This is a genomic window from Janthinobacterium lividum, from assembly GCF_034424625.1.
GTDB lineage: Bacteria > Pseudomonadota > Gammaproteobacteria > Burkholderiales > Burkholderiaceae_D > Janthinobacterium > Janthinobacterium lividum.
On record NZ_CP139976.1, the window covers coordinates 3,560,375 to 3,578,863 of the forward strand.

The 18,489-nt window shown below is 62.0% G+C and carries 21 protein-coding genes; 13 read left to right on the top strand and 8 right to left on the bottom strand.

Going from position 1 to position 18,489, the window contains the following annotated elements; translation table 11 throughout:
* The first annotated feature begins 29 nt into the window (after positions 1–29).
* The 12 genes from U0004_RS16085 to U0004_RS16140 all read left to right on the top strand — a co-directional run bounded on the left by U0004_RS16085 (position 30) and on the right by U0004_RS16140 (position 9,566).
* Positions 30–1,217 carry an FAD-dependent oxidoreductase gene (locus U0004_RS16085; protein ID WP_070253469.1) on the top strand — a complete coding sequence of 396 codons (1,188 nt, stop codon included), beginning with the start codon at positions 30–32 and terminating at the stop codon, positions 1,215–1,217.
* 34 nt (positions 1,218–1,251) lie between these two features.
* On the top strand, positions 1,252–2,343 hold the full coding sequence (mnmH, locus tag U0004_RS16090) for a tRNA 2-selenouridine(34) synthase MnmH (RefSeq protein ID WP_070253470.1): 1,092 nt from the start codon (positions 1,252–1,254) through the stop codon (positions 2,341–2,343).
* A 45-nt stretch (positions 2,344–2,388) separates the two neighbouring features.
* Positions 2,389–3,453, top strand: coding sequence for a selenide, water dikinase SelD (gene selD / locus U0004_RS16095; protein ID WP_070253485.1), 1,065 nt, complete (start codon positions 2,389–2,391; stop codon positions 3,451–3,453).
* Between the two features lie 26 nt (positions 3,454–3,479).
* The gene (locus tag U0004_RS16100) at positions 3,480–4,370 is read left to right on the top strand and encodes a putative selenate ABC transporter substrate-binding protein (RefSeq protein WP_170846257.1); all 891 of its coding nucleotides are present in this window, start codon (positions 3,480–3,482) and stop codon (positions 4,368–4,370) included.
* A gap of 128 nt (positions 4,371–4,498) precedes the next feature.
* Positions 4,499–5,311: a phosphonate ABC transporter ATP-binding protein gene (locus tag U0004_RS16105; protein ID WP_070253471.1), complete on the top strand. Its 813-nt coding sequence runs from the start codon at positions 4,499–4,501 to the stop codon at positions 5,309–5,311.
* A gap of 11 nt (positions 5,312–5,322) precedes the next feature.
* Positions 5,323–6,135, top strand: coding sequence for a PhnE/PtxC family ABC transporter permease (locus U0004_RS16110; RefSeq protein WP_070253487.1), 813 nt, complete (start codon positions 5,323–5,325; stop codon positions 6,133–6,135).
* Positions 6,132–6,935 carry a phosphonate ABC transporter, permease protein PhnE gene (gene phnE, locus U0004_RS16115; RefSeq protein ID WP_070253472.1) on the top strand — a complete coding sequence of 268 codons (804 nt, stop codon included), beginning with the start codon at positions 6,132–6,134 and terminating at the stop codon, positions 6,933–6,935. Before U0004_RS16110 ends, phnE begins: the two co-directional genes overlap by 4 nt.
* Before the next feature lie 25 nt (positions 6,936–6,960).
* Positions 6,961–7,326 (top strand): hypothetical protein, encoded by a 366-nt coding sequence (locus tag U0004_RS16120; protein WP_070253473.1) that lies wholly within the window; start codon positions 6,961–6,963, stop codon positions 7,324–7,326.
* Between the two features lie 95 nt (positions 7,327–7,421).
* Positions 7,422–7,844, top strand: a complete 423-nt coding sequence (locus U0004_RS16125) for a DUF4019 domain-containing protein (protein WP_070253474.1) — start codon at positions 7,422–7,424, stop codon at positions 7,842–7,844.
* A gap of 89 nt (positions 7,845–7,933) precedes the next feature.
* Positions 7,934–8,428 (top strand): GNAT family N-acetyltransferase, encoded by a 495-nt coding sequence (locus U0004_RS16130; protein WP_081345392.1) that lies wholly within the window; start codon positions 7,934–7,936, stop codon positions 8,426–8,428.
* Between the two features lie 33 nt (positions 8,429–8,461).
* On the top strand, positions 8,462–8,689 hold the full coding sequence (locus U0004_RS16135; protein WP_217495201.1) for a hypothetical protein: 228 nt from the start codon (positions 8,462–8,464) through the stop codon (positions 8,687–8,689).
* Between the two features lie 190 nt (positions 8,690–8,879).
* A complete protein-coding gene (locus U0004_RS16140; RefSeq protein WP_115057499.1) occupies positions 8,880–9,566 on the top strand; it encodes a hypothetical protein in 687 nt (228 codons plus the stop codon).
* Between the two features lie 12 nt (positions 9,567–9,578).
* Here the strand turns inward: U0004_RS16140 and U0004_RS16145 are convergent, their stop codons facing one another.
* The 7 genes from U0004_RS16145 to cyoA all read right to left on the bottom strand — a co-directional run bounded on the left by U0004_RS16145 (position 9,579) and on the right by cyoA (position 16,368).
* A complete protein-coding gene (locus U0004_RS16145; RefSeq protein WP_034748067.1) occupies positions 9,579–10,115 on the bottom strand; it encodes a response regulator transcription factor in 537 nt (178 codons plus the stop codon).
* The gene (locus U0004_RS16150; protein ID WP_034788477.1) at positions 10,105–11,454 is read right to left on the bottom strand and encodes an ATP-binding protein; all 1,350 of its coding nucleotides are present in this window, start codon (positions 11,452–11,454) and stop codon (positions 10,105–10,107) included. Before U0004_RS16150 ends, U0004_RS16145 begins: the two co-directional genes overlap by 11 nt.
* A complete protein-coding gene (locus U0004_RS16155) occupies positions 11,438–12,286 on the bottom strand; it encodes an SURF1 family protein (RefSeq protein WP_070253476.1) in 849 nt (282 codons plus the stop codon). The genes U0004_RS16150 and U0004_RS16155 overlap by 17 nt, the downstream gene beginning before the upstream one ends.
* Positions 12,283–12,669 (bottom strand): cytochrome o ubiquinol oxidase subunit IV, encoded by a 387-nt coding sequence (gene cyoD / locus U0004_RS16160; protein WP_034788483.1) that lies wholly within the window; start codon positions 12,667–12,669, stop codon positions 12,283–12,285. The genes U0004_RS16155 and cyoD overlap by 4 nt, the downstream gene beginning before the upstream one ends.
* On the bottom strand, positions 12,666–13,304 hold the full coding sequence (cyoC, locus tag U0004_RS16165) for a cytochrome o ubiquinol oxidase subunit III (RefSeq protein WP_034788486.1): 639 nt from the start codon (positions 13,302–13,304) through the stop codon (positions 12,666–12,668). Before cyoC ends, cyoD begins: the two co-directional genes overlap by 4 nt.
* Complete coding sequence (gene cyoB / locus U0004_RS16170) at positions 13,297–15,300, bottom strand: cytochrome o ubiquinol oxidase subunit I (RefSeq protein WP_070253477.1); 2,004 nt, start codon at positions 15,298–15,300, stop codon at positions 13,297–13,299. Before cyoB ends, cyoC begins: the two co-directional genes overlap by 8 nt.
* 84 nt (positions 15,301–15,384) lie before the next feature.
* Entirely contained in the window at positions 15,385–16,368 is a 984-nt protein-coding gene (gene cyoA, locus U0004_RS16175) for a ubiquinol oxidase subunit II (protein ID WP_071653323.1), read from the bottom strand.
* A gap of 217 nt (positions 16,369–16,585) precedes the next feature.
* Between cyoA and U0004_RS16180 the strand changes: the two genes are divergently transcribed.
* Positions 16,586–17,932 (top strand): MFS transporter, encoded by a 1,347-nt coding sequence (locus tag U0004_RS16180; protein ID WP_070253490.1) that lies wholly within the window; start codon positions 16,586–16,588, stop codon positions 17,930–17,932.
* A gap of 99 nt (positions 17,933–18,031) precedes the next feature.
* Here the strand turns inward: U0004_RS16180 and U0004_RS16185 are convergent, their stop codons facing one another.
* Positions 18,032–18,484 carry an Hsp20/alpha crystallin family protein gene (locus tag U0004_RS16185; RefSeq protein WP_070253491.1) on the bottom strand — a complete coding sequence of 151 codons (453 nt, stop codon included), beginning with the start codon at positions 18,482–18,484 and terminating at the stop codon, positions 18,032–18,034.
* Between the last annotated feature and the right edge of the window lie 5 nt (positions 18,485–18,489).

Below are 18,489 nucleotides of genomic sequence, written 5' to 3' on the forward strand. Positions count from 1 at the left end.
TCGTTTTAAAACTAAATTCAAGGATCACCATGCATATCGCCATCATCGGCGCAGGGCTGGGCGGGCTGATGCTCGCCCGCGTGCTGCACGTCCACGGCATCGCCGCCGCCATCTATGAAGCGGACGCTTCGCCGCAGGCGCGCCGCCAGGGCGGCATGCTCGACATCCACGAGGACACGGGCCAGCAAGCGCTGCGGGCGGCCGGCCTGCATGAGGTCTTCCGCACCCTCATCCATACAGGCGGCGAAGCGAGCCGCGTGCTCGACCAGCACGGGACGGTCTTGCTCGACGAAGGGGACGATGGCACGGGTGGCCGTCCCGAAGTGCCGCGCGGCGAGCTGCGCCGCATCCTGCTCGAGTCCCTGCCCGCCGGCACGGTGCGCTGGGGACATAAGCTGACAGGCGTGGCGACACTGGATGGTGGCCGGCACAGGCTGCGTTTTGCGAATGGCGCCACGGCCACCGCCGACCTGCTGGTCGGTGCGGACGGCGCCTGGTCGAAGGTGCGGCCTCTGCTCTCCAGCGCGCAGCCCGCGTATAGCGGCATTGCCTTTATTGAAACGTATCTACTCGACAGCGACCGCCGCCACCCGGCCAGCGCGCACGCCGTGGGAGCCGGCGCCCTGTTCGCGCTGGCGCCCGGCAAGGGCATCCAGGCCCACCGCGAAGCCGATGGCGTGCTGCATGCCTACGTGGCCCTGAGCAAACCGGAAGCCTGGCTGGCTGACATCGATTTTGCCGATCCCGCCGCCGCCCGGGCCCGCATCGCCGCGCAATTTTCCGGCTGGGCGCCGGCGCTGACGGCCCTGATCACGGACGCCGACACGCCGCCCGTGCCCCGTCCCGTGCACTTGCTGCCCGTCGATCACCGCTGGCAGCGCGTGGCGGGCGCGACCTTGCTGGGCGACGCAGCCCATCTGATGGCGCCGGCCGGCGAAGGGGCGAATCTCGCCATGTTCGATGGCGCCGAACTGGCGCAGGTGCTTGCCGCGCAGCCGGACGACATGGAAACGGCCCTGCTGGCTTATGAAACGGCGCTGTTTGCGCGCAGCAGCGCGGCGGCGGCCGAGTCCGAGCGCATACTGCGCCTGTGCTTTGCCGATGACGCGCCGCACAGCCTGGTGCGGTTCTTTGCCGGCATGCAAGACAGCGGCCCGGCGCGCGAAGTGCAGGCGGCGGCGCCTGAGCCCCACGCCAGCGGCGTTTATCGGGGATAATACGTCTTTCCCCATTCCAAGCAGCCGCGCCACGATGAAATACCCTGCAGTTCAGCCTTTCAGCGACATCCTGCCCAGCTTGAGCGAGTTCGACGCCATCATCGACGTGCGCAGCCCGTCCGAGTTCGCGGAAGACCATTTGCCGGGCGCCATCAACCTGCCCGTGCTGGACGACGAGCAGCGCGTGCGCGTCGGCACTTTATACAAGCAGACGAGCGCCTTCGAGGCGAAGAAGCTGGGCGCGGCGCTGGTGGCGAAAAATATCGCGCGGCATATCGAAGACGGTTTCCTCGGCCATCCGCAGCATTGGAAGCCACTGGTTTACTGCTGGCGCGGCGGCAACCGCAGCGGCGCCATGGCGCACATCCTGGCGCGCATCGGCTGGCCCGTCACGCAGCTCGAAGGGGGCTACAAAGATTACCGCCGCCACGTGAACGCCGAGCTGGCCACCCTGCCCGAACGTTTCGACTTCATCAACGTGCTGTGCGGCCCCACGGGCAGCGGCAAGAGCCGTTTGCTGCAAGTGCTGGACAGGCAAGGCGCGCAAGTGATCGATCTGGAAGACCTGGCCGCGCACCGCGGCTCCGTGCTGGGTGGCTTGCCAGAGGAAGACCAGCCATCGCAAAAAGCGTTTGAAAGCGCGCTGTGGCAGCAGTTGCGCCATTTCGACCCGACGCTGCCCGTCTTCATCGAGTCGGAAAGCAAGAAGGTAGGCCGTTTGCGCGTGCCCGATGCGCTGATGGACAAGATGCGCGCGGCCGATTGCACGGACGTTCGCCTGGACCTTGGGGAGCGCGTGCAATTGCTGATGCAGGACTATGCGCATTTCGTCGGCGACCCGGCGCGCCTGAACGTGCAGCTGGCCCTGTTGACACAGCTGCATGGCAAGGAAAAAATTGCCCATTGGCAGCAGCTGGCCACGGCTGGCCGCATGGCCGAGCTGGTGGAAGAACTGCTGGTGCAGCATTACGACCCCGTCTACCGGCAATCGATCGCCCGCAACTTCAGCCGCTACGCCCAGGCAACGCCGCTGGTCTTGCCCGATATTTCAGAACATGCCTTTGAGCAAGCCGCGCGCGCATTATGTGCTATCGTCGGCGAACACCGTACCACCAGCGCCGCGTAAGCGCTGGCGCAGCTTTTAATGACCTTTTCCAGCAGGATGACGACCATGTCCGATACCGCAGCACCATCCAAACCACCCATTCGATTGACCGAATTTGCCCATGGCGGCGGCTGCGGCTGCAAAATTGCGCCGGGCGTGCTGGCCGACATTTTAAAGGGCAGCGGCGGCTTTCCCCTGCCGAAGGAATTGCTGGTCGGTATAGAAACCTCGGATGACGCGGCCGTCTACCAGCTCAACGACGAGCAGGCTCTGATCGCCACGACGGATTTCTTCATGCCCATCGTCGACGACCCGTTCGACTTCGGCCGCATAGCCGCCACCAATGCCATTTCCGACGTGTACGCCATGGGCGGCACGCCCATCATGGCGCTGGCCCTGGTCGGCATGCCGATCAACAAGCTGCCCGTGGAAACCATCGGCCTCATATTGAAAGGCGGCGAAACCATCTGCGCCCAGGCCGGCATCCCCATCGCGGGCGGCCACACCATCGATTCCGTCGAGCCGATCTATGGCTTGGTCGTGCTAGGCCTCGTGCACCCGTCGCAGGTGAAACGCAACGCGGGCGCGCGCGCCGGCGATAAACTGGTACTGGGCAAGCCGATCGGCGTGGGCATCTTGTCGGCCGCGCTGAAGAAGAATGCACTCGATGCGGGCGGTTACGCCTCGCTGATAGCCAACACCACCAAATTGAATACCCCGGGCAAGAAGCTGGCCCTGCTGGACGGCGTGCATGCGCTGACGGATGTGACGGGCTTCGGCTTGCTGGGCCATACGCTGGAACTGGCGCGCGGCGCCAAGTTGCAGGCGAGCATCGCCATGGCTTCCGTGCCGCTGCTGCCGCAAGTGCAGCAACTGGCGCAAAATGGCAACATCACGGGCGCATCAAGCCGCAACTGGCAGGGCTACGGCGCGCAAGTGGCGCTGGACGACAGCCTGAGCGCCATCGACAAGGCGATTTTGACGGACCCGCAAACGGCCGGCCCCCTGCTGGTGGCCTGTGCGCCAGAAGCCGTCGAACAAGTGCTGGCGATTTTCCGCGCCGAAGGCTTTGCCGACGCCGTCGTCATCGGCGAGATGCAGGAAGGTACGACCGGGGTTTCCGTAATCTAATGAATATTTTTTGCAAAGGCAGTCCCATGACCACATTCTCCAACTCATTTTCCAACTCATTTTCCAAATTTCCCGCCATCCTTGCCACCGTCGCCGCCACCCTGGCCATCCACAGCGGCCTGGCGCAGGCGCAGCAAGTGTTGCGCGTGTCCGCCATTCCCGATGAAGCGCCGACGGAATTGCAGCGCAAGTTCAAGCCGCTGGGCAGCTATCTGGAGAAAAAGCTGGGCATGAAGGTGGAATTCACGCCTGTCACCGATTACGCGGCCTCTGTGGAAGGCTTGATCAATAACAAGCTCGACATGGTCTGGTTCGGCGGTTTTACCTTCGTGCAAGCGAACGTGCGCAGCGGCGGCAAGATCGTCCCGCTGGTGCAGCGCGAAGAAGACACGAAGTTCCGCTCCGTGTTTGTGACCACCAGCAAGGACATCAACCAGTTGTCCGACCTGAAAGGCAAGAATTTCACGTTCGGCTCGGAATCGTCGACATCCGGTCACTTGATGCCACGCTACTACTTGCTGGCCGCCAAGATCAACCCGGACACGGACATGAAGCGCATCGCATTTTCCGGCGCGCATGATGCCACCGTGGCGGCAGTGGCCGGCGGCAAGGTCGACGCGGGCACCTTGAACATTTCCGTGTGGGAAAAGCTCGTCGAAGCGAAAAAAGTCGACCCAAGCAAGGTGCGCGTGTTCTACACGACACCGGGCTACTACGACTACAACTGGAGCGTGCGCGCCGACATGAACCCCGTCGTGCGCAAAAAGCTGACGGACGCCTTCCTGGCGCTGGACCCAGCGACGGCCGAAGGCAAGGAAATCCTCGAACTGCAGCGCGCCACCAAGTTCATCCCGACCAAGGCCGAGAACTACAAGGATATCGAAGCGGCTGCGCGCGATGCGAAGTTGTTGAAGTAACTTGCATCGACGCGTTTTACCGTAGGTCGGATTAGCGGCGAAGCCGCGTAATCCGACACAGGCAATAATGCCAACAATGTTGTCGGATTACGGCCTGCGGCCTAATCCGACCTACTGATTTCTCAAGCATGACATTCCAACTTCACAAGGTCAGCGTCCACCACGCGGGCGCGGCCGGCAATGCGCTGGCCCTGCGCGACCTGGACCTGGACGTCGCCCAGGGTGAACAGATCGCCCTGATCGGCCCGTCTGGCGCCGGCAAGACCAGCCTGCTGCACACGCTGGCGTGCGCGCTGCGCCCGGAATCGGGCACCTTGGACATCCTCGGTACTTCTCCCTGGCAAATCGGCAGCGCCGAGCGCCATGCCTTGCGCGCGCGCCTGTTCCTGGCGCCGCAAACGCCGCCCTTGCCGCCGCGCCAGCGGGTCGTCAACGCCGTGCTGGCGGGACGCTTGCCGCAATGGAGCTTGTGGACGGCCATCCGTTCGCTGCTCGCGCCCGTCGACCCGCGCGCCGCGTGGGTAGCGCTGGGCAAGTTCAACCTGCAGGATAAACTGTATGCGCGTGTCGACCGCCTGTCCGGCGGCGAACGCCAGCGCTGCGGCATGGCGCGCGCGCTCGTGTCGGATGCGCAAGTGTTCCTCGTCGACGAACCCTTGTCCGCGCTCGACCCCACACTCGCCTTGCAGACAATTAATGTGCTGCAAGCCGAAGCGCAGGCGCGCAACGCCACGCTGATCTGCAGCCTGCACCAGGTGGAAATCGCCCGCGCCTGCTTTACGCGCATCGTCGCCCTGCGCGATGGCAAGATCGTCTTCGACTTGCCTGGCGCCCAGGTCAGCGACGCCATGATCGCCGAGCTGTACCGCAACAAGGCCGATCCCGCGCCGCAGTTCGAGGCCGTGGAAACGAATCTGGATGCCGCGAGGCCCCTTTGCTGAAGAGCACCGCCATGCCCCGCGACCCCGCCTGGCGCGGCCGCCTGACCGGCGCCGCCATCGTGCTGCTCGTGCTGTGGCCGATGCTGGTGCAGGCCGAGTTCAAGCCATGGATCTTATGGGATGCGCAAAGCCTGGCAGCCACCTGGCAATTCATCGCCAGCTTCGTGCCGCCGGCCCACTCGCTGGAATTCCTGCAACTGGTGGCGGTGTCCAGCTGGGAAACCATTGCCATGGCCACGGCCGGCATGGCGCTGGCCATGCTGGGCGCCATCCCGCTGACCCTGCTGGTGACGGAGCGCCTGTCGATTTCGCGCATCGGCAGTGGTACCGTTTCACCGCTGTCCGCCGCCTTGCGCCATGGCGTGCGCGCGCTGCTGGTGCTGCTGCGCAGCGTGCCGGAACTGGTCTGGGCCTTGTTGCTGGTGCGCATAGTCGGCCTGGGACCGACGGCGGGCGTGATCGCCATTGCCCTCACCTATTGCGGCATGCTGGGCAAGGTGTACGCGGAAATCCTTGAATCGTCGGATGCGTCCGCCTGCAACGCCCTGCTCCACAATGGCAGCGGCAGATTGAAGGCCTTGCTGTACGGCGCCTTGCCCGAGTCGGCCGCCGAACTGGTGTCGTACACGATTTACCGCTGGGAATGCGCGATCCGCGGCTCCGTCGTCATGGGATTTGTCGGCGCAGGCGGCCTGGGCCAGCGCATGGATGAATCGATGAAGATGATGGCGGGCAGCGAGCTGGCCACCATGCTGATGGTCTTCGTGCTGCTGGTGGCCGGCGCCGACGCCGTGTCCGCCATGCTGCGCCGGAGGCTGGCATGAAGCATCAGCATTTCGCCTCGATGCCCGCGCCTGCTCCCGTGCGCTGGTCGACCTGGGCCTTGCTGGCCGGTTTGTTGCTGCTGGTCATCGCCAGCTTCGCCACCCTGCCCTTGAAATGGGGCGAGTTTTTCAGTGCCGACGCCGTGCGCACGAGCGCCGACTTCCTGCACGGCTTCGCCCCGCCCGAGCTGGCCAGCCCCTTCCTGATGAAAGTCGGTGTGGCCACGTTCGAGACCCTGGCCATGTCGGCCATCGGCACGGTCATCGCGGCAGTGTTGGGGGCATTGCTGGCCCTGCCCGCCAGCGGGCGTTTTGGTCACTTGGCGCGCAACGCGACGCGTGGCGTGTTGAATGTGCTGCGCTCCATTCCCGAACTGGTATGGGCCTCGATCCTGCTGATCGCCGCCGGCCTGGGCCCGTTCGCCGGTACCCTGGCGCTGGCCCTGCACACGGTGGGCGTGCTGGGGCGATTGTTTGCCGATGCCTTCGAGAATTGCCCGCCCCTGCCGGCGGCCACCTTGCGCATCAATGGCGCGCGCCCCGCCGTGGCCTTCCTGTACGCGACCTTGCCGCAATGCAGCCCGCAAATGATGTCCTACACTTTGTACCGTTGGGAAAACAATATCCGCGCCGCCGCCATCCTCGGCGTCGTCGGTGCGGGCGGCCTGGGGCAAATGCTGAAATACCATCTGTCGCTGTTCCAGATGCAGAACGCCGCCACCGTCATCGTCGCCATGCTGATGATGGTGGCCGCCGTTGATGGCCTCAGCTACCTGCTGCGCCGCGCCATGACCCGTTAAATTTTACTTTTCACAAGGAACGCCCATGTCAGGCTGGTGGACCATTATCTCGACAGAAACGCCGGAGCAGATGGCCGATATGACGAAAGTCAACAAGGACGCATTTCTCGCCACCTGGGAAGCAGGCCTGTTCGGCGCCGACTGGATTGCGCAATTGTGCGCACAAGGCAAGGCGACTCAGCTGGCCTTCAACGGCTTTCCCAACCGCTACACAGCCCTGGCAGACGACATCGTCCCCCTGCTGCAGGCGGGCATCGCCGAAGCGCAGGATGGCGAATTTCCACAGGACCGCCTGACGGGCTGGCCCGGCTGCATTACCGTGCACCGGGAACGCGTCGCCGCCTGCGTGCCCGGGCAACTGCTGAGCATCGAAGTGTGGGATCAAGCGTAAACAACTGGTGTGCGCACACGCTTTTTAAAAAGAGCTTTGCCCCACCGGGCCTTCAGGATAATCTTGAAGACTGTTCACTAATTTCCAGAGCCGCCATGAAAATCCTCGCCCCCGTATGTCTTGCCGTTGCCTTGTTGACGTCCCTGCCTGCCATGGCGCAGGAAGCGCAGGAAGTGGCGGCCGCTAAAATTGCTGCGGAAAGTTGGCTCAAGCGCATGGATGCGGGCGACGAGGCTGGCACCTGGGACGCCAGCGCCGCATCGCTGCGCAGCGAAATGTCGAAATCAAGCTGGAAGATGGTCATCACGGCCGTGCACTGGCCGCTGGGCGAGTTCAAGTCACGCAAGCTCAAGTCTGCCGCGCTGCAAAAGGCGACGGCTGGCAAACCAGGGCCGGACAAAGTCGTTATCGATTATGTGAGCCAGTACGAAAACAAGGCCAACGTGCAGGAAACCATCACGACGGTACTCGAAAAAGGTTCTAGCTGGAAAGTTTCCGGATATAACATCAACGGCTAGCCCGCACCTTGCGGTTCTCGTTTTCCACCACGCAGGCGGACGATATCCATATCCAGCATATGGCCACCTAAAATGAAGGCATTGCAAGATTGAACAACATTGTCATCCACCCCACCATCGCCAGCGACTGGCCAGCCCTGAAAGCCGCACGCCTGGCCGCCCTGCTCGACGCCCCCACGGCCTTTGGCGCCAGCCACGCCAGCGCCGCCGCTTTTTCCGATGCCGACTGGCAGCAGCGTGCCGTCAGCACGCCGCAGCGCACGTTTTTCCTCGCCTTCGATGGAGAACAGCCCATCGGCCTCGCCGCGCAAGTCGTGGCCGGCAATGGCGAGTGCCATCTGATCGCCATGTGGGTACATCCGGTATATCGGGGCATGGCCGTGGCGCAGGGCCTGGTCGAGGCCGTGAAACGATGCGCCGTCGGCAACGGCCACACGCGGCTGGTGCTCGACGTGGCGCCGGAGAACACCCGCGCGGCCGCGTTTTACCAGAAACAGGGGTTTGTCTTTCTACCGGAATGGGAAGCGCTGGAAAGCCACCCGCATATCCAGGTGCAGAAGATGGAGTGGCTGGCGGCTGCATGAACTCAAGCAATTGGAACAGCCCGAGGATGAACTGTGCTTGACTGGGTTTTTGATGCCATCGCCTGGATAGTTCGCCTGTTGCTCTATAACCTGTTAGGAACAGTCATCGAAAAGCTGTTCTATTGGCCGGGCTGGGCAATGCTACGGCTGCTCACGCTGGGCCACTACCCTCCAGCGAGGGGGACGCCTCACAATCACTTTGCCATCGCGCTGTTTGCTGCGACAGTCATTGCTTCCGGCTTGTTGATGGCATTGACGTAAATACTATTGCGCGTATGGGGGAAATTCAGCGATTTCATACACTCCGTTCATCCAAATTTGCATTCTGTCTTAAACATCTGCCCTTACCTCTGTTTTTTTTCTACACTCACGTTTTCATTGATGAGTAGAAAGATAGGGTATGCGTGCAATCAAACAAGCTGGTCTTCTGCTGTGTTTATACGGCGCCGCAGTGCAGGCTTACGCTGATACGGATCAAACCGTGGAGCAAGCGGGCCAGGAGGCGGCGTCCGTCAATGTCAAAGGCATCCGGGATCCGGACTGGAAGCCCTACAGTGCCATGCTCAAGGGCGTCAAGCGCTTCGAGGAAAAGCACGGCCTGGCGCCTGGCGCCGAATTGCGCTTCATCCTGGAACCGCGCCGTGCCGATGTCGACATGCAGGCCATCGCGCTGCGGCTGGAAAGCGACGAGGCCGGCATGGCGATACCGCTGGGGGAGCGCAATATCTTCAGCTTGCCCGTCGAGCCGGGTCCGCTGTATGAGAAGGCCGAGCTGACCGTGAACCGCAAGGCGGGGTCGGTCAGGTGGATCCCATACGTCAGGAGCGCATCAACCAGCGACACGCTGCGCCGCCTGGGCGACTTGCGTCTGGCGTGCGAAGTGCATTGGGCCATCGACAAGGAAACCTTGCCTTTCGCCATGCGCACGGCGATGGGCGCATTGGGTGGCCCCTGCAATTTCGTGTCGCAAAAGGGAACCTACAGCTTTTCCGAGCCGCGGCGCATCACGGCGGCAACGATCAGTTTCAATGGCAAGAGCGCGCCCGTGCCATTCAGCGGCTCGTCGTTTACGCCGCCGCTGCGGGAGCAGGACTGGAGCGATGACAGCGTGCTCGAGCTGACATTCGACAACGATTAGACGGCGCTGGGGCTATTTGACCCGCTGCTTTTCCAGCTTGCGCGCCAGGGTGCGCCGGTGCATGCCCAGCCGTCTGGCCGTTTCCGAGATATTGAAATCCGTCTCGGCCAGCATTTCGTGGATGCGTTCCCATTCCAGGGTCTTGATGTTGGTGGCGCGGTTCGTCAGTTCGATATCGGCGTTGCCGGCCACGTGGCCGAAGGCCGCCTCGATGTCGTCCGTGTTCGACGGTTTCGCCAGGTACTGGCAGGCGCCCAGCTTGATGGCTTCGACGGCCGTGCCGATGCTGGCGTAACCCGTCAGCACGACGATGAGCATGTCCGGGTCGTGCTGGTGCAGCATCTGCACGCAGGCCAGACCCGAGGTATTGCCATTCAACTTCAGATCGACGACGGCGTAGTCGGGGCAATGCTGCTCGAGCAAGGCGCTCGCTTCGTCGAAATTGGTGGCCAGGATGACCTGGTAGCCGCGCCGCTCGAATGAGCGGCCCAGGGTGCGGGCAAACGCGGCATCGTCTTCCACGATCAGTAACAGACGGTCATCCTGCATGGTGGTCGCTTTCTCTTTCCAGTTTGATGGCCGCCAGCGGCAAGGCCAGGTGCACCACCGCCCCGCCCTGCACCCGGTTGCGCGCCGTCACCGTGCCGCCCAGGGTACGCGCGACATTGACCACCAGGAACAGCCCGAGGCCGCCGCCCGGCTTGCCCTTGCTGCTTTGGTACGGTTTGCCCAGGTGCGTCAGCATCGACGGTTCGAAGCCGGGGCCCGCATCGGTAATGACCAGGTGCAAGGCGTCCGCTTCGCGCGTCGCTTCGAAGCGCAGCCATTCGGGCGACGCTTCCAGCGCATTGTCGAGCACATTGCAGATGGTTTGTTTCAGGGTCGAATCGAAGACGACGGGCACGTCGTGCTCGATGCGGTTATCGTACTCGAAATCCTGGATCGGGCGGCTGGTGCGCCACTCGTCGACCAGGTCGTTGAGGAAGGTGTTGATCGTCGTCTTGACGGACGATTCGCCGCGCGCCTCGCCCGCCGACAGCAAGATGCCGCTGACGATGCTCTTGCAGCGCTGCAACTGCGCCTGCATTTCCGTGATTTCTTCCAGCAATTCGCTGTTCTTGCTCAGCTCCGGCATGCGGCGCCAGTCGCCGAGGATGACGGACAGGGTCGCCAACGGCGTGCCCAGCTCGTGCGCGGCGCCCGAGGCCAGCAGGCCCATGCGGATGATGTGCTCCTCTTCCGCCGCGCGCTGGCGCAGGTCGGCCACCTTGGCGTCGCCGGCGCGCTGGTTGCGGTTGATGCGCGTGATGAACACCACCAGCAAGGCGGCGTTCAAAATGAAGCAGATCAGCAAGCCTTGCACGTACAGGCTGGAAAAGCCCCGCTCGGGGTCGATCGGCAGGATCAAGGGGCCGGGCAGCAAGGCCAGGCCGGCCAGGCACAGGCTGGTAATGGCTACCATGATCCACGTCGACCACACTTCCAGCAGGACGGCGCTGAGGATGACTTGCAGTAAGTACAGGAAGGCGAACGGGTTGCTGATGCCGCCGCTCAGGTAGAGCTGGGCCGTGAGCACGGTGACGTCGACCAGCAGAGCGAGGAACAGGGCCGTGTTGGAGACGGGCTGGCGTTCGTGCCAGCGCAGCAGGCTGGCCAGGTTGAAAGCGATGAGGCAGGACAGCACTTCGAGCATGTAGGGCACGGGCAAGGCGATGCCCAGCCCGACGCCCACGCCGAAGATCGTGCTGATCTGGCCGATCACGGCCAGCCAGCGCAGCTGGATCAGCAGCTTCATGTTCTGGTGGCCGGCCGGATGTTCCATCTCGGCCGCCACCGCACCGCGCTCTAAGACTTCGCGGTTGGGCAGGATCTCAATCCTGCCCGGCATGGTAGCTTTCTTGCGATTGATCAAGGTGCTGTTGGGACAAGCCAGCCTTGCGCGCGCGGCGGCGCTTGTCTTCGCGCACGAGCCACCAGGTGATGCCGGCCACCATCAGGGCCAGCGCAAACCACGTCAAGGCATAAACCAAATGGTTGTTGTGGAAGGAAATCACGGTCAGGCCGCCGACAGGGGCGTCGCTGGCCGTTTCCGATTTTTCCTTCGCATCGACAAAATATGGCGCCACATTGGTCAGCATGTGCGAGGCGCCGATGGCGGCCACGTCGCGCGAATACCAGTGCTGCGTGGCAGGACTGTTTTCGCGCAGGAAACCGCCGCCCGTCTCGCTGACGCGCAGCAAGCCGTCGACGTGCACGATGCCGGCCGGCGTGCTGGCGGCGATGCCTTCGCGTTTCGGCACGAAGCCGCGGTTGACCAGCACGGTGCTGCCGTCGGCCAGGCGCAATGGCGTGATCAGCCAATAACCGCTGCCCAGTGCCGTCGTTGCCTGCACCAGGGTATTGAAAATGGGGAGATACGTTCCGGAGAGTCGCACATGGCGGTATTCATCCGTTTGCTGCGTGACACTGGCCCAGGCTGCGGGTCCAGGTGCGTCCGTTGCGGGCGCATGTACGCGTTGTTCGACGCGCTCGATCAGGTCAAGCTTCCAGAAGAGGCGCTTGACTTGCCAGGTGCCCAGGGCACAGAAACCGGCAAACAAGATCCCCGCCAGCAAGGCCAGTGCATACCGCACGACCATGCCGCGTGGGCCTGGCGCGGCATCTTGCGATGCGGCGCCAGGGGCGCGCCCGGTGTTGCTTGGGCGCGTATTACTCATCATGGAGCCGTTTTCGTATGCATGTACTCAGGCATCAGATCCGGCATCATGTTGTGGTTCATGTGGTACATGACCCACAGGGAACCGGCCATGGCAATGCCCACGATCATGATGGTGAAGATCAGCGCCATCATGTTCCAGCCGCCTTCGGACTTGGTGTTCATGTGCAGGAAGTACACCATGTGCACGACCACTTGAACAGCCGCGAACGCCAGCAGGACCAGGCCCATGGTGCCCGAGTTGGTGATGGCTTTCGTCATCACCAGCCAGAAAGGAATGGCCGTCAGGATCACCGACAGGATGAAGCCGATGGCATAGCTTTTCAGGCTGCCATGATCGTGATTGTCATGGTGGTGGCTATCGCCGTGTGTGTGGTGGTCGCTCATGGCAGCACTCCCATCAGGTAGACAAAGGTGAAGACGCCGATCCAGATGACGTCCAGGAAGTGCCAGAACAGCGACAGACACATCATGCGACGGCCATTTTCCGGGGTCAGACCATGCTTGTTCAACTGGAACATCAAGGTCACGAGCCAGATCACGCCGAACGTCACGTGCAAGCCGTGGGTACCGACCAGTGCAAAGAACGACGACAGGAACGCGCTGCGCTGCGGACCGGCGCCTTCGTGGATCAGATGAATGAATTCATACATTTCCAGCGACAGGAAGGCCAGGCCGAACAGGCCCGTGATGCCCAGCCAGACCAGGGTGCTGCGCAATTGCTTGCGCTGCATGGCCAGCATGGCGAAACCGTAGGTGATCGACGACAGCAGCAGCATGGCCGTGTTGACGGCCACCAGCGGCAGGTCGAACAGCGCGGCGCCCGTCGGGCCGTCCGCGTAGCTGCGGCCGACCACGGCGTACGTGGCGAACAGACAGGCGAAGATCAGGCAATCGCTCATCAGGTAGAGCCAGAAACCCAGCAGGCTGCCGTTTTCCGGGTGGTGCTCGCGCACAAAGTAGCTGCGCGTGCTTGGTGCGGCGCCAGCGGCGCCGGTGTTATGGGCGATGGTATCAGACATGGCTGCTCAGCAATTTAGTATAAGCGTCTTCGGTACGGACCACTTCTTCCGCAGGAATGTAGTAATCGCGCTTGTAGTTAAAGGTATGGACGATGATGGTGACCATCATGATCACGAAGCCAATGCTGGCGACGAGCCACATTTGCCAGATCAGGCCAAAACCGACCAGTGCGGACAGTGCGGCGATCACGAAACCAGCCCAGGTGTTCTTCGGCATGTGGATCTTCGTGAAACCGGACGTCGGACGCTGGTAACCGTGTTTCTTCATGTCAGTCCATGCATCGAGTTCGTGCACTTGTGGCGTGAAGGCGAAATTATAGTCTGGCGGTGGCGACGACGTCGACCATTCCAGCGTACGGCCGCCCCATGGGTCGCCGGTCACGTCGCGCAGGGCGTGACGGTTGCGGTAGCTGACGTAGAACTGGATCAGCATGGAAGCGATACCCAGTGCGATCGAGACGGCGCCAAACCAGGCGATGATGGTCCAGATCTGCAGCGATGGATCTTCAAAGTGGTTGACACGACGGGTCACGCCCATCAGGCCCAGCACGTACAGCGGCATGAAGGCCAGGTAGAAGCCGACGAACCAGAACCAGAACGAGCACTTGCCCCAGAACGCGTCGAGCTTGTAGCCGAAGGCTTTCGGGTACCAGTAGTTGATCGCAGCGAATACACCGAAGACCACGCCGCCGATAATCACGTTATGGAAGTGGGCAATCAGGAACAGGCTGTTGTGCAATACGAAGTCAGCTGGTGGTACGGCCAGCAGCACGCCGGTCATGCCGCCGATGGTGAAGGTGACCATGAAGCCGATCGTCCACAGCATCGGCAGTTCGAAACGGATACGGCCGCGGTACATGGTAAACAGCCAGTTGAAGATCTTCGCGCCCGTCGGGATCGAGATGATCATCGTCGTGATGCCGAAGAAGGAGTTGACGCTGGCGCCCGAACCCATGGTGAAGAAGTGATGCAGCCATACCAGGTACGACAGGATCATGATGACGCAGGTGGCGTACACCATCGAAGCGTAGCCGAACAGGCGCTTGCTGCTGAAGGTGGCGACGACTTCCGAGAACACGCCGAACAACGGCAGGATCAGGATATAGACTTCCGGGTGACCCCAGATCCAGATCAGGTTGACGTACATCATGGCGTTGCCGCCCAGTTCCGTCGTGAAGAAGTTAAAGCCTGCAACGCGGTCCAGCGACAGCATGGCCAGCACAGCCGTCAGCACCGGGAAAGCGGCGACGATCAGGATGTTGGTGCACAGTGCGGTCCAGGTGAAGACAGGCATTTTCATCCAGGTCATGCCTGGCGCGCGCATCTTGACGATGGTGGCGATCAGGTTGACACCGGACAATAGCGTCCCGACCCCGGCAATCTGCAAGGACCAGATGTAATAGTCTACCCCCACGTCCGGACTGCCGACGATGCCCGACAGCGGCGGATAGGCCAGCCAGCCCGTGCGGGCGAATTCGCCGACGAACAGCGAAGCCATGACCAGGGCGGCGCCCATGGTGGTCATCCAGAAGCTGAAGTTGTTAAGGAATGGGAAAGCCACGTCGCGCGCGCCGATTTGCAGCGGCACCACGTAGTTCATCAGACCCGTCACGAAAGGCATCGCGACGAAGAAGATCATGATCACGCCGTGGGCGGTGAAGATCTGGTCGTAGTGATGCGGTGGCAGGAAGCCAGCATTATCGCCAAAGGCGACAGCCTGCTGGGTGCGCATCATGAGCGCGTCGGCAAAGCCGCGCAGCAGCATGACGAGGCCCAGGATCATGTACATGATACCGATTTTTTTATGGTCGATACTGGTGATCCAGTCGCGCCACAGGGTACCCCAGACGCGGAAATACGTCAGTGCCGCAACGAGTGCGATACCGCCCAGGGCAACCATGGCAAAGGTCACCAGCAGGATAGGTTCGTGAAATGGAATTGCATCCCAAGTCAGACGGCCGAATATAAGCTTCGTCAGATCAATATGGTCTAGCATTGTTACTCTCAGAGAAAAAAGGGAGGCGCCAGGCAAGCGGCGCCAGTATCTGCAGCGCAATGCGCTGCGGGATTCATGCAGTCGTTACTTGGCTTGAACGCCCTTTTCAACTACTGCATCGCTAGCGACTACTGCCGTTACGGCCGCTACCGGGCTATTTGCCATCGTCAATTTGTATGGCTCGACCGGCGTCACGCACAGGGCGTCGGAAACGATGGTGCGGTTCAGGATTGCCTTGTACAGATCGCTAGGTACGGCGCTGTAGCGGCGGACCGGGTCGCGTTCGCTAGGCTGGGCCAGCGACAGGTAGTCGTCGCGGTTCAGCGCGCCGCCACCGGCACGTGCCGATGCCACCCATTTATCGAAGTCCGCATCATTGACGCCGTGGAACTTGAAGCGCATGCCCGAGAAACCGGCACCGCTGTAGTTGGCGGAGAAGCCCTTGTAGACGCCAGGCTTGTTGATGACGGCATTCAACTGCGTTTCCATGCCTGGCATGGCGTAGATCTGACCTGCCAGTGCGGGGATGAAGAACGAGTTCATGACGGACGACGCGGTGATCTTGAAGCGGATCGGACGATCGACGGGCGCGTACAGTTCATTCACGGAAGCGATGCCTTGCTCCGGATAGATGAACAGCCATTTCCAGTCCAGCGCCACCACTTCGACGATCATCGGCTTGTGGCTGGCAGGAATCGGACGGTTGGCGTCGATACGGCTCAGCGGACGATAAGGATCGAGGGTGTGGGTGCTGATCCAGGTCAGCAGGCCCAGCACGATGATGATCAGCAGGGGCGCGCCCCAGATGATCAGCTCGAGGCGAGTCGAGTGGTCCCAGTCCGGCTCGTATTTGGCCGCGGTGTTGTTTTTTCTATAGCGCCATGCGAAAAGCAGGGTCAGGGCGATTACCGGAACGATAATCAACAGCATCAGCAATGTCGAGATGACAATCAAATTGCCTTGCTGAACTGCGATGTCACCAGACGCATTCAGTACCACCGTATTGCAACCAGCCAACAATGCGAGAGGTAAAAGAAGCAGTCCGCGACGAACTTTTAATGAAAACATACAGGAAAGTCCAGTACAGGGGATGAAGATATGGTACTGTATTCTCACTGGAGCGCGTTGGCAATTGGACGTTTTGTCCTACCCCTTGCTCGGACTTTCACTGCGTAGACGCGGAGTTTTCCTACGGCTACCTGATGAATAGTCCTACTCCGGGCGTGAGACACCCGGAGTAAGTTACGCGTTGGCCGAACTCGAAACTATATTGGAGACGATCATCATGTCCAGCACGCGCATACACAGCGGGGATGTACCCGCCGACTTTTCCCCCCACTCCCTGCGCGACGCACGCGGGGCCGGCACGGTCGAATCGCATATCGACCCTGGTGAGATCGCCGTCGGCGTGATCATCGGCCGCGCTTCCGAATACTTTGACTTCTTTGTCTACGCCATCGCCTCGGTGCTGGTGTTTCCGCGCGTCTTCTTCCCATTTGAAGAACGCCTGGAAGGTACCTTATATGCGTTCCTGATTTTCTCGTTCGCCTTCATCGCCCGCCCCTTCGGCACCGTGATCTTCATGGAGATCCAGCGCCGCATGGGACGCAGCGCCAAGCTGACGATCGCCCTCTTCCTGCTGGGCGTGTCGACGGCCGGCATCGCCTTCCTGCCAACCTATTCGCACCTGGGCTTTGCCGCCATCATCTGGCTGTCCGTGCTGCGCATCGGCCAGGGCGTGGCGCTGGGCGGTTCATGGGATGGCCTGCCATCGCTGCTGGCCCTGAACGCGCCGGAAAACAAGCGCGGCTGGTACGCCATGCTGGGCCAGCTGGGTGCGCCCGCCGGCTTCCTGATCGCCGCCGGCCTGTTCTGGTTCATGCTGACCACCCTGACGGATGAAGACTTCCTCGACTGGGGCTGGCGCTATCCGTTCTATGTGGCATTCGCCATCAACGTGGTGGCCCTGTTTGCCCGCTTGCGCCTGGTGTCGACGAATGAATATGCGCGCCTGCTGGACGAACGCGAACTGCAGCCCGTGAGCGTGTTTGAAATGAGCCGCGGCCAGGGACGCAACGTGCTGATCGGCGCCCTCGCCGCGCTGGCCAGCTACGCCCTGTTCCACCTGGTGACCGTGTTCCCGCTGTCGTGGATTTCCGTCTACCAGACGCGTTCCGCTTCGGACTTCCTGCAAGTGCAAATGATGGGCGCCGTGCTGGCTGCCATCGGCGTGGTGATTTCCGGCTTGCTGGCCGATAAGGTGGGCCGCCGCACCACCCTGGGCGTGCTGGCCGTGCTGATCGCCATCTTCAGCGCCTTCGTGCCGACCCTGATGGGTGGCGGCAACTTCGGCCAGGATGTCTTCATCCTCGTCGGCTTCAGCCTGCTGGGCTTGTCCTACGGCCAGGCAGCCGGCGCCGTGACGGCCAACTTCCCTGCCCGCTTCCGCTACACGGGCGCGGCATTGACGTCCGACCTGGCCTGGCTGGTCGGCGCCGGCTTCGCCCCGCTGGTGGCGCTGGGCCTGTCGGCCAACTTCGGCCTCGCCTATGTCAGCTTCTACCTGCTGTCAGGCGCCGTCGCCTCGCTGGCCGCCCTGAGCCTGAACCGGGCGCTGGAAATCCGCGACTGACATATATATAGAGGCAAACCGGGTGGCAGCGCGCTGCCACCCAGCCCCCTCAAAAAAAACGCCGGCTCCGTCCGGCGTTTTTTCATGCCCCGGCCCGTGTCACTGTATCGCCAGCAGCCGCCCGCCCGTGCCTTCCTTCTTCGGCAAGTCGAGCAGCAACACGCCATTTTCATAGCGGGCCTGCGCACCGGCCTCGTCCACTTCATGCTGCAGCACGAAGCTACGGTATTGCTGGCCGTACTCGCGTTCACTGCGCACGACCTTGCCTCCGCCGTCGCGCGTCACCCTTTCGTTCTTGAGTTCGGCGCTGATGGAGACGCGGTTGCCGTCGATGGAGACCTTGATATCGTCCTTGTTGACGCCTGGAATGTCTGCCTGCACCAGATAAGCTTGCTCGGTTTCGGCAATGTCGACACGCATGCGTCCATTGCCCACGTCGCGCGCGCGCAAGGCGGGCAACAAAAAGTCGCGCATCATGTCTTCCATGTCGCTGAACGGGTCAAAACGCCCCAAGGGGTTGAGCGCATCGCGCTGTATCAAATGATTGGCCATGATGT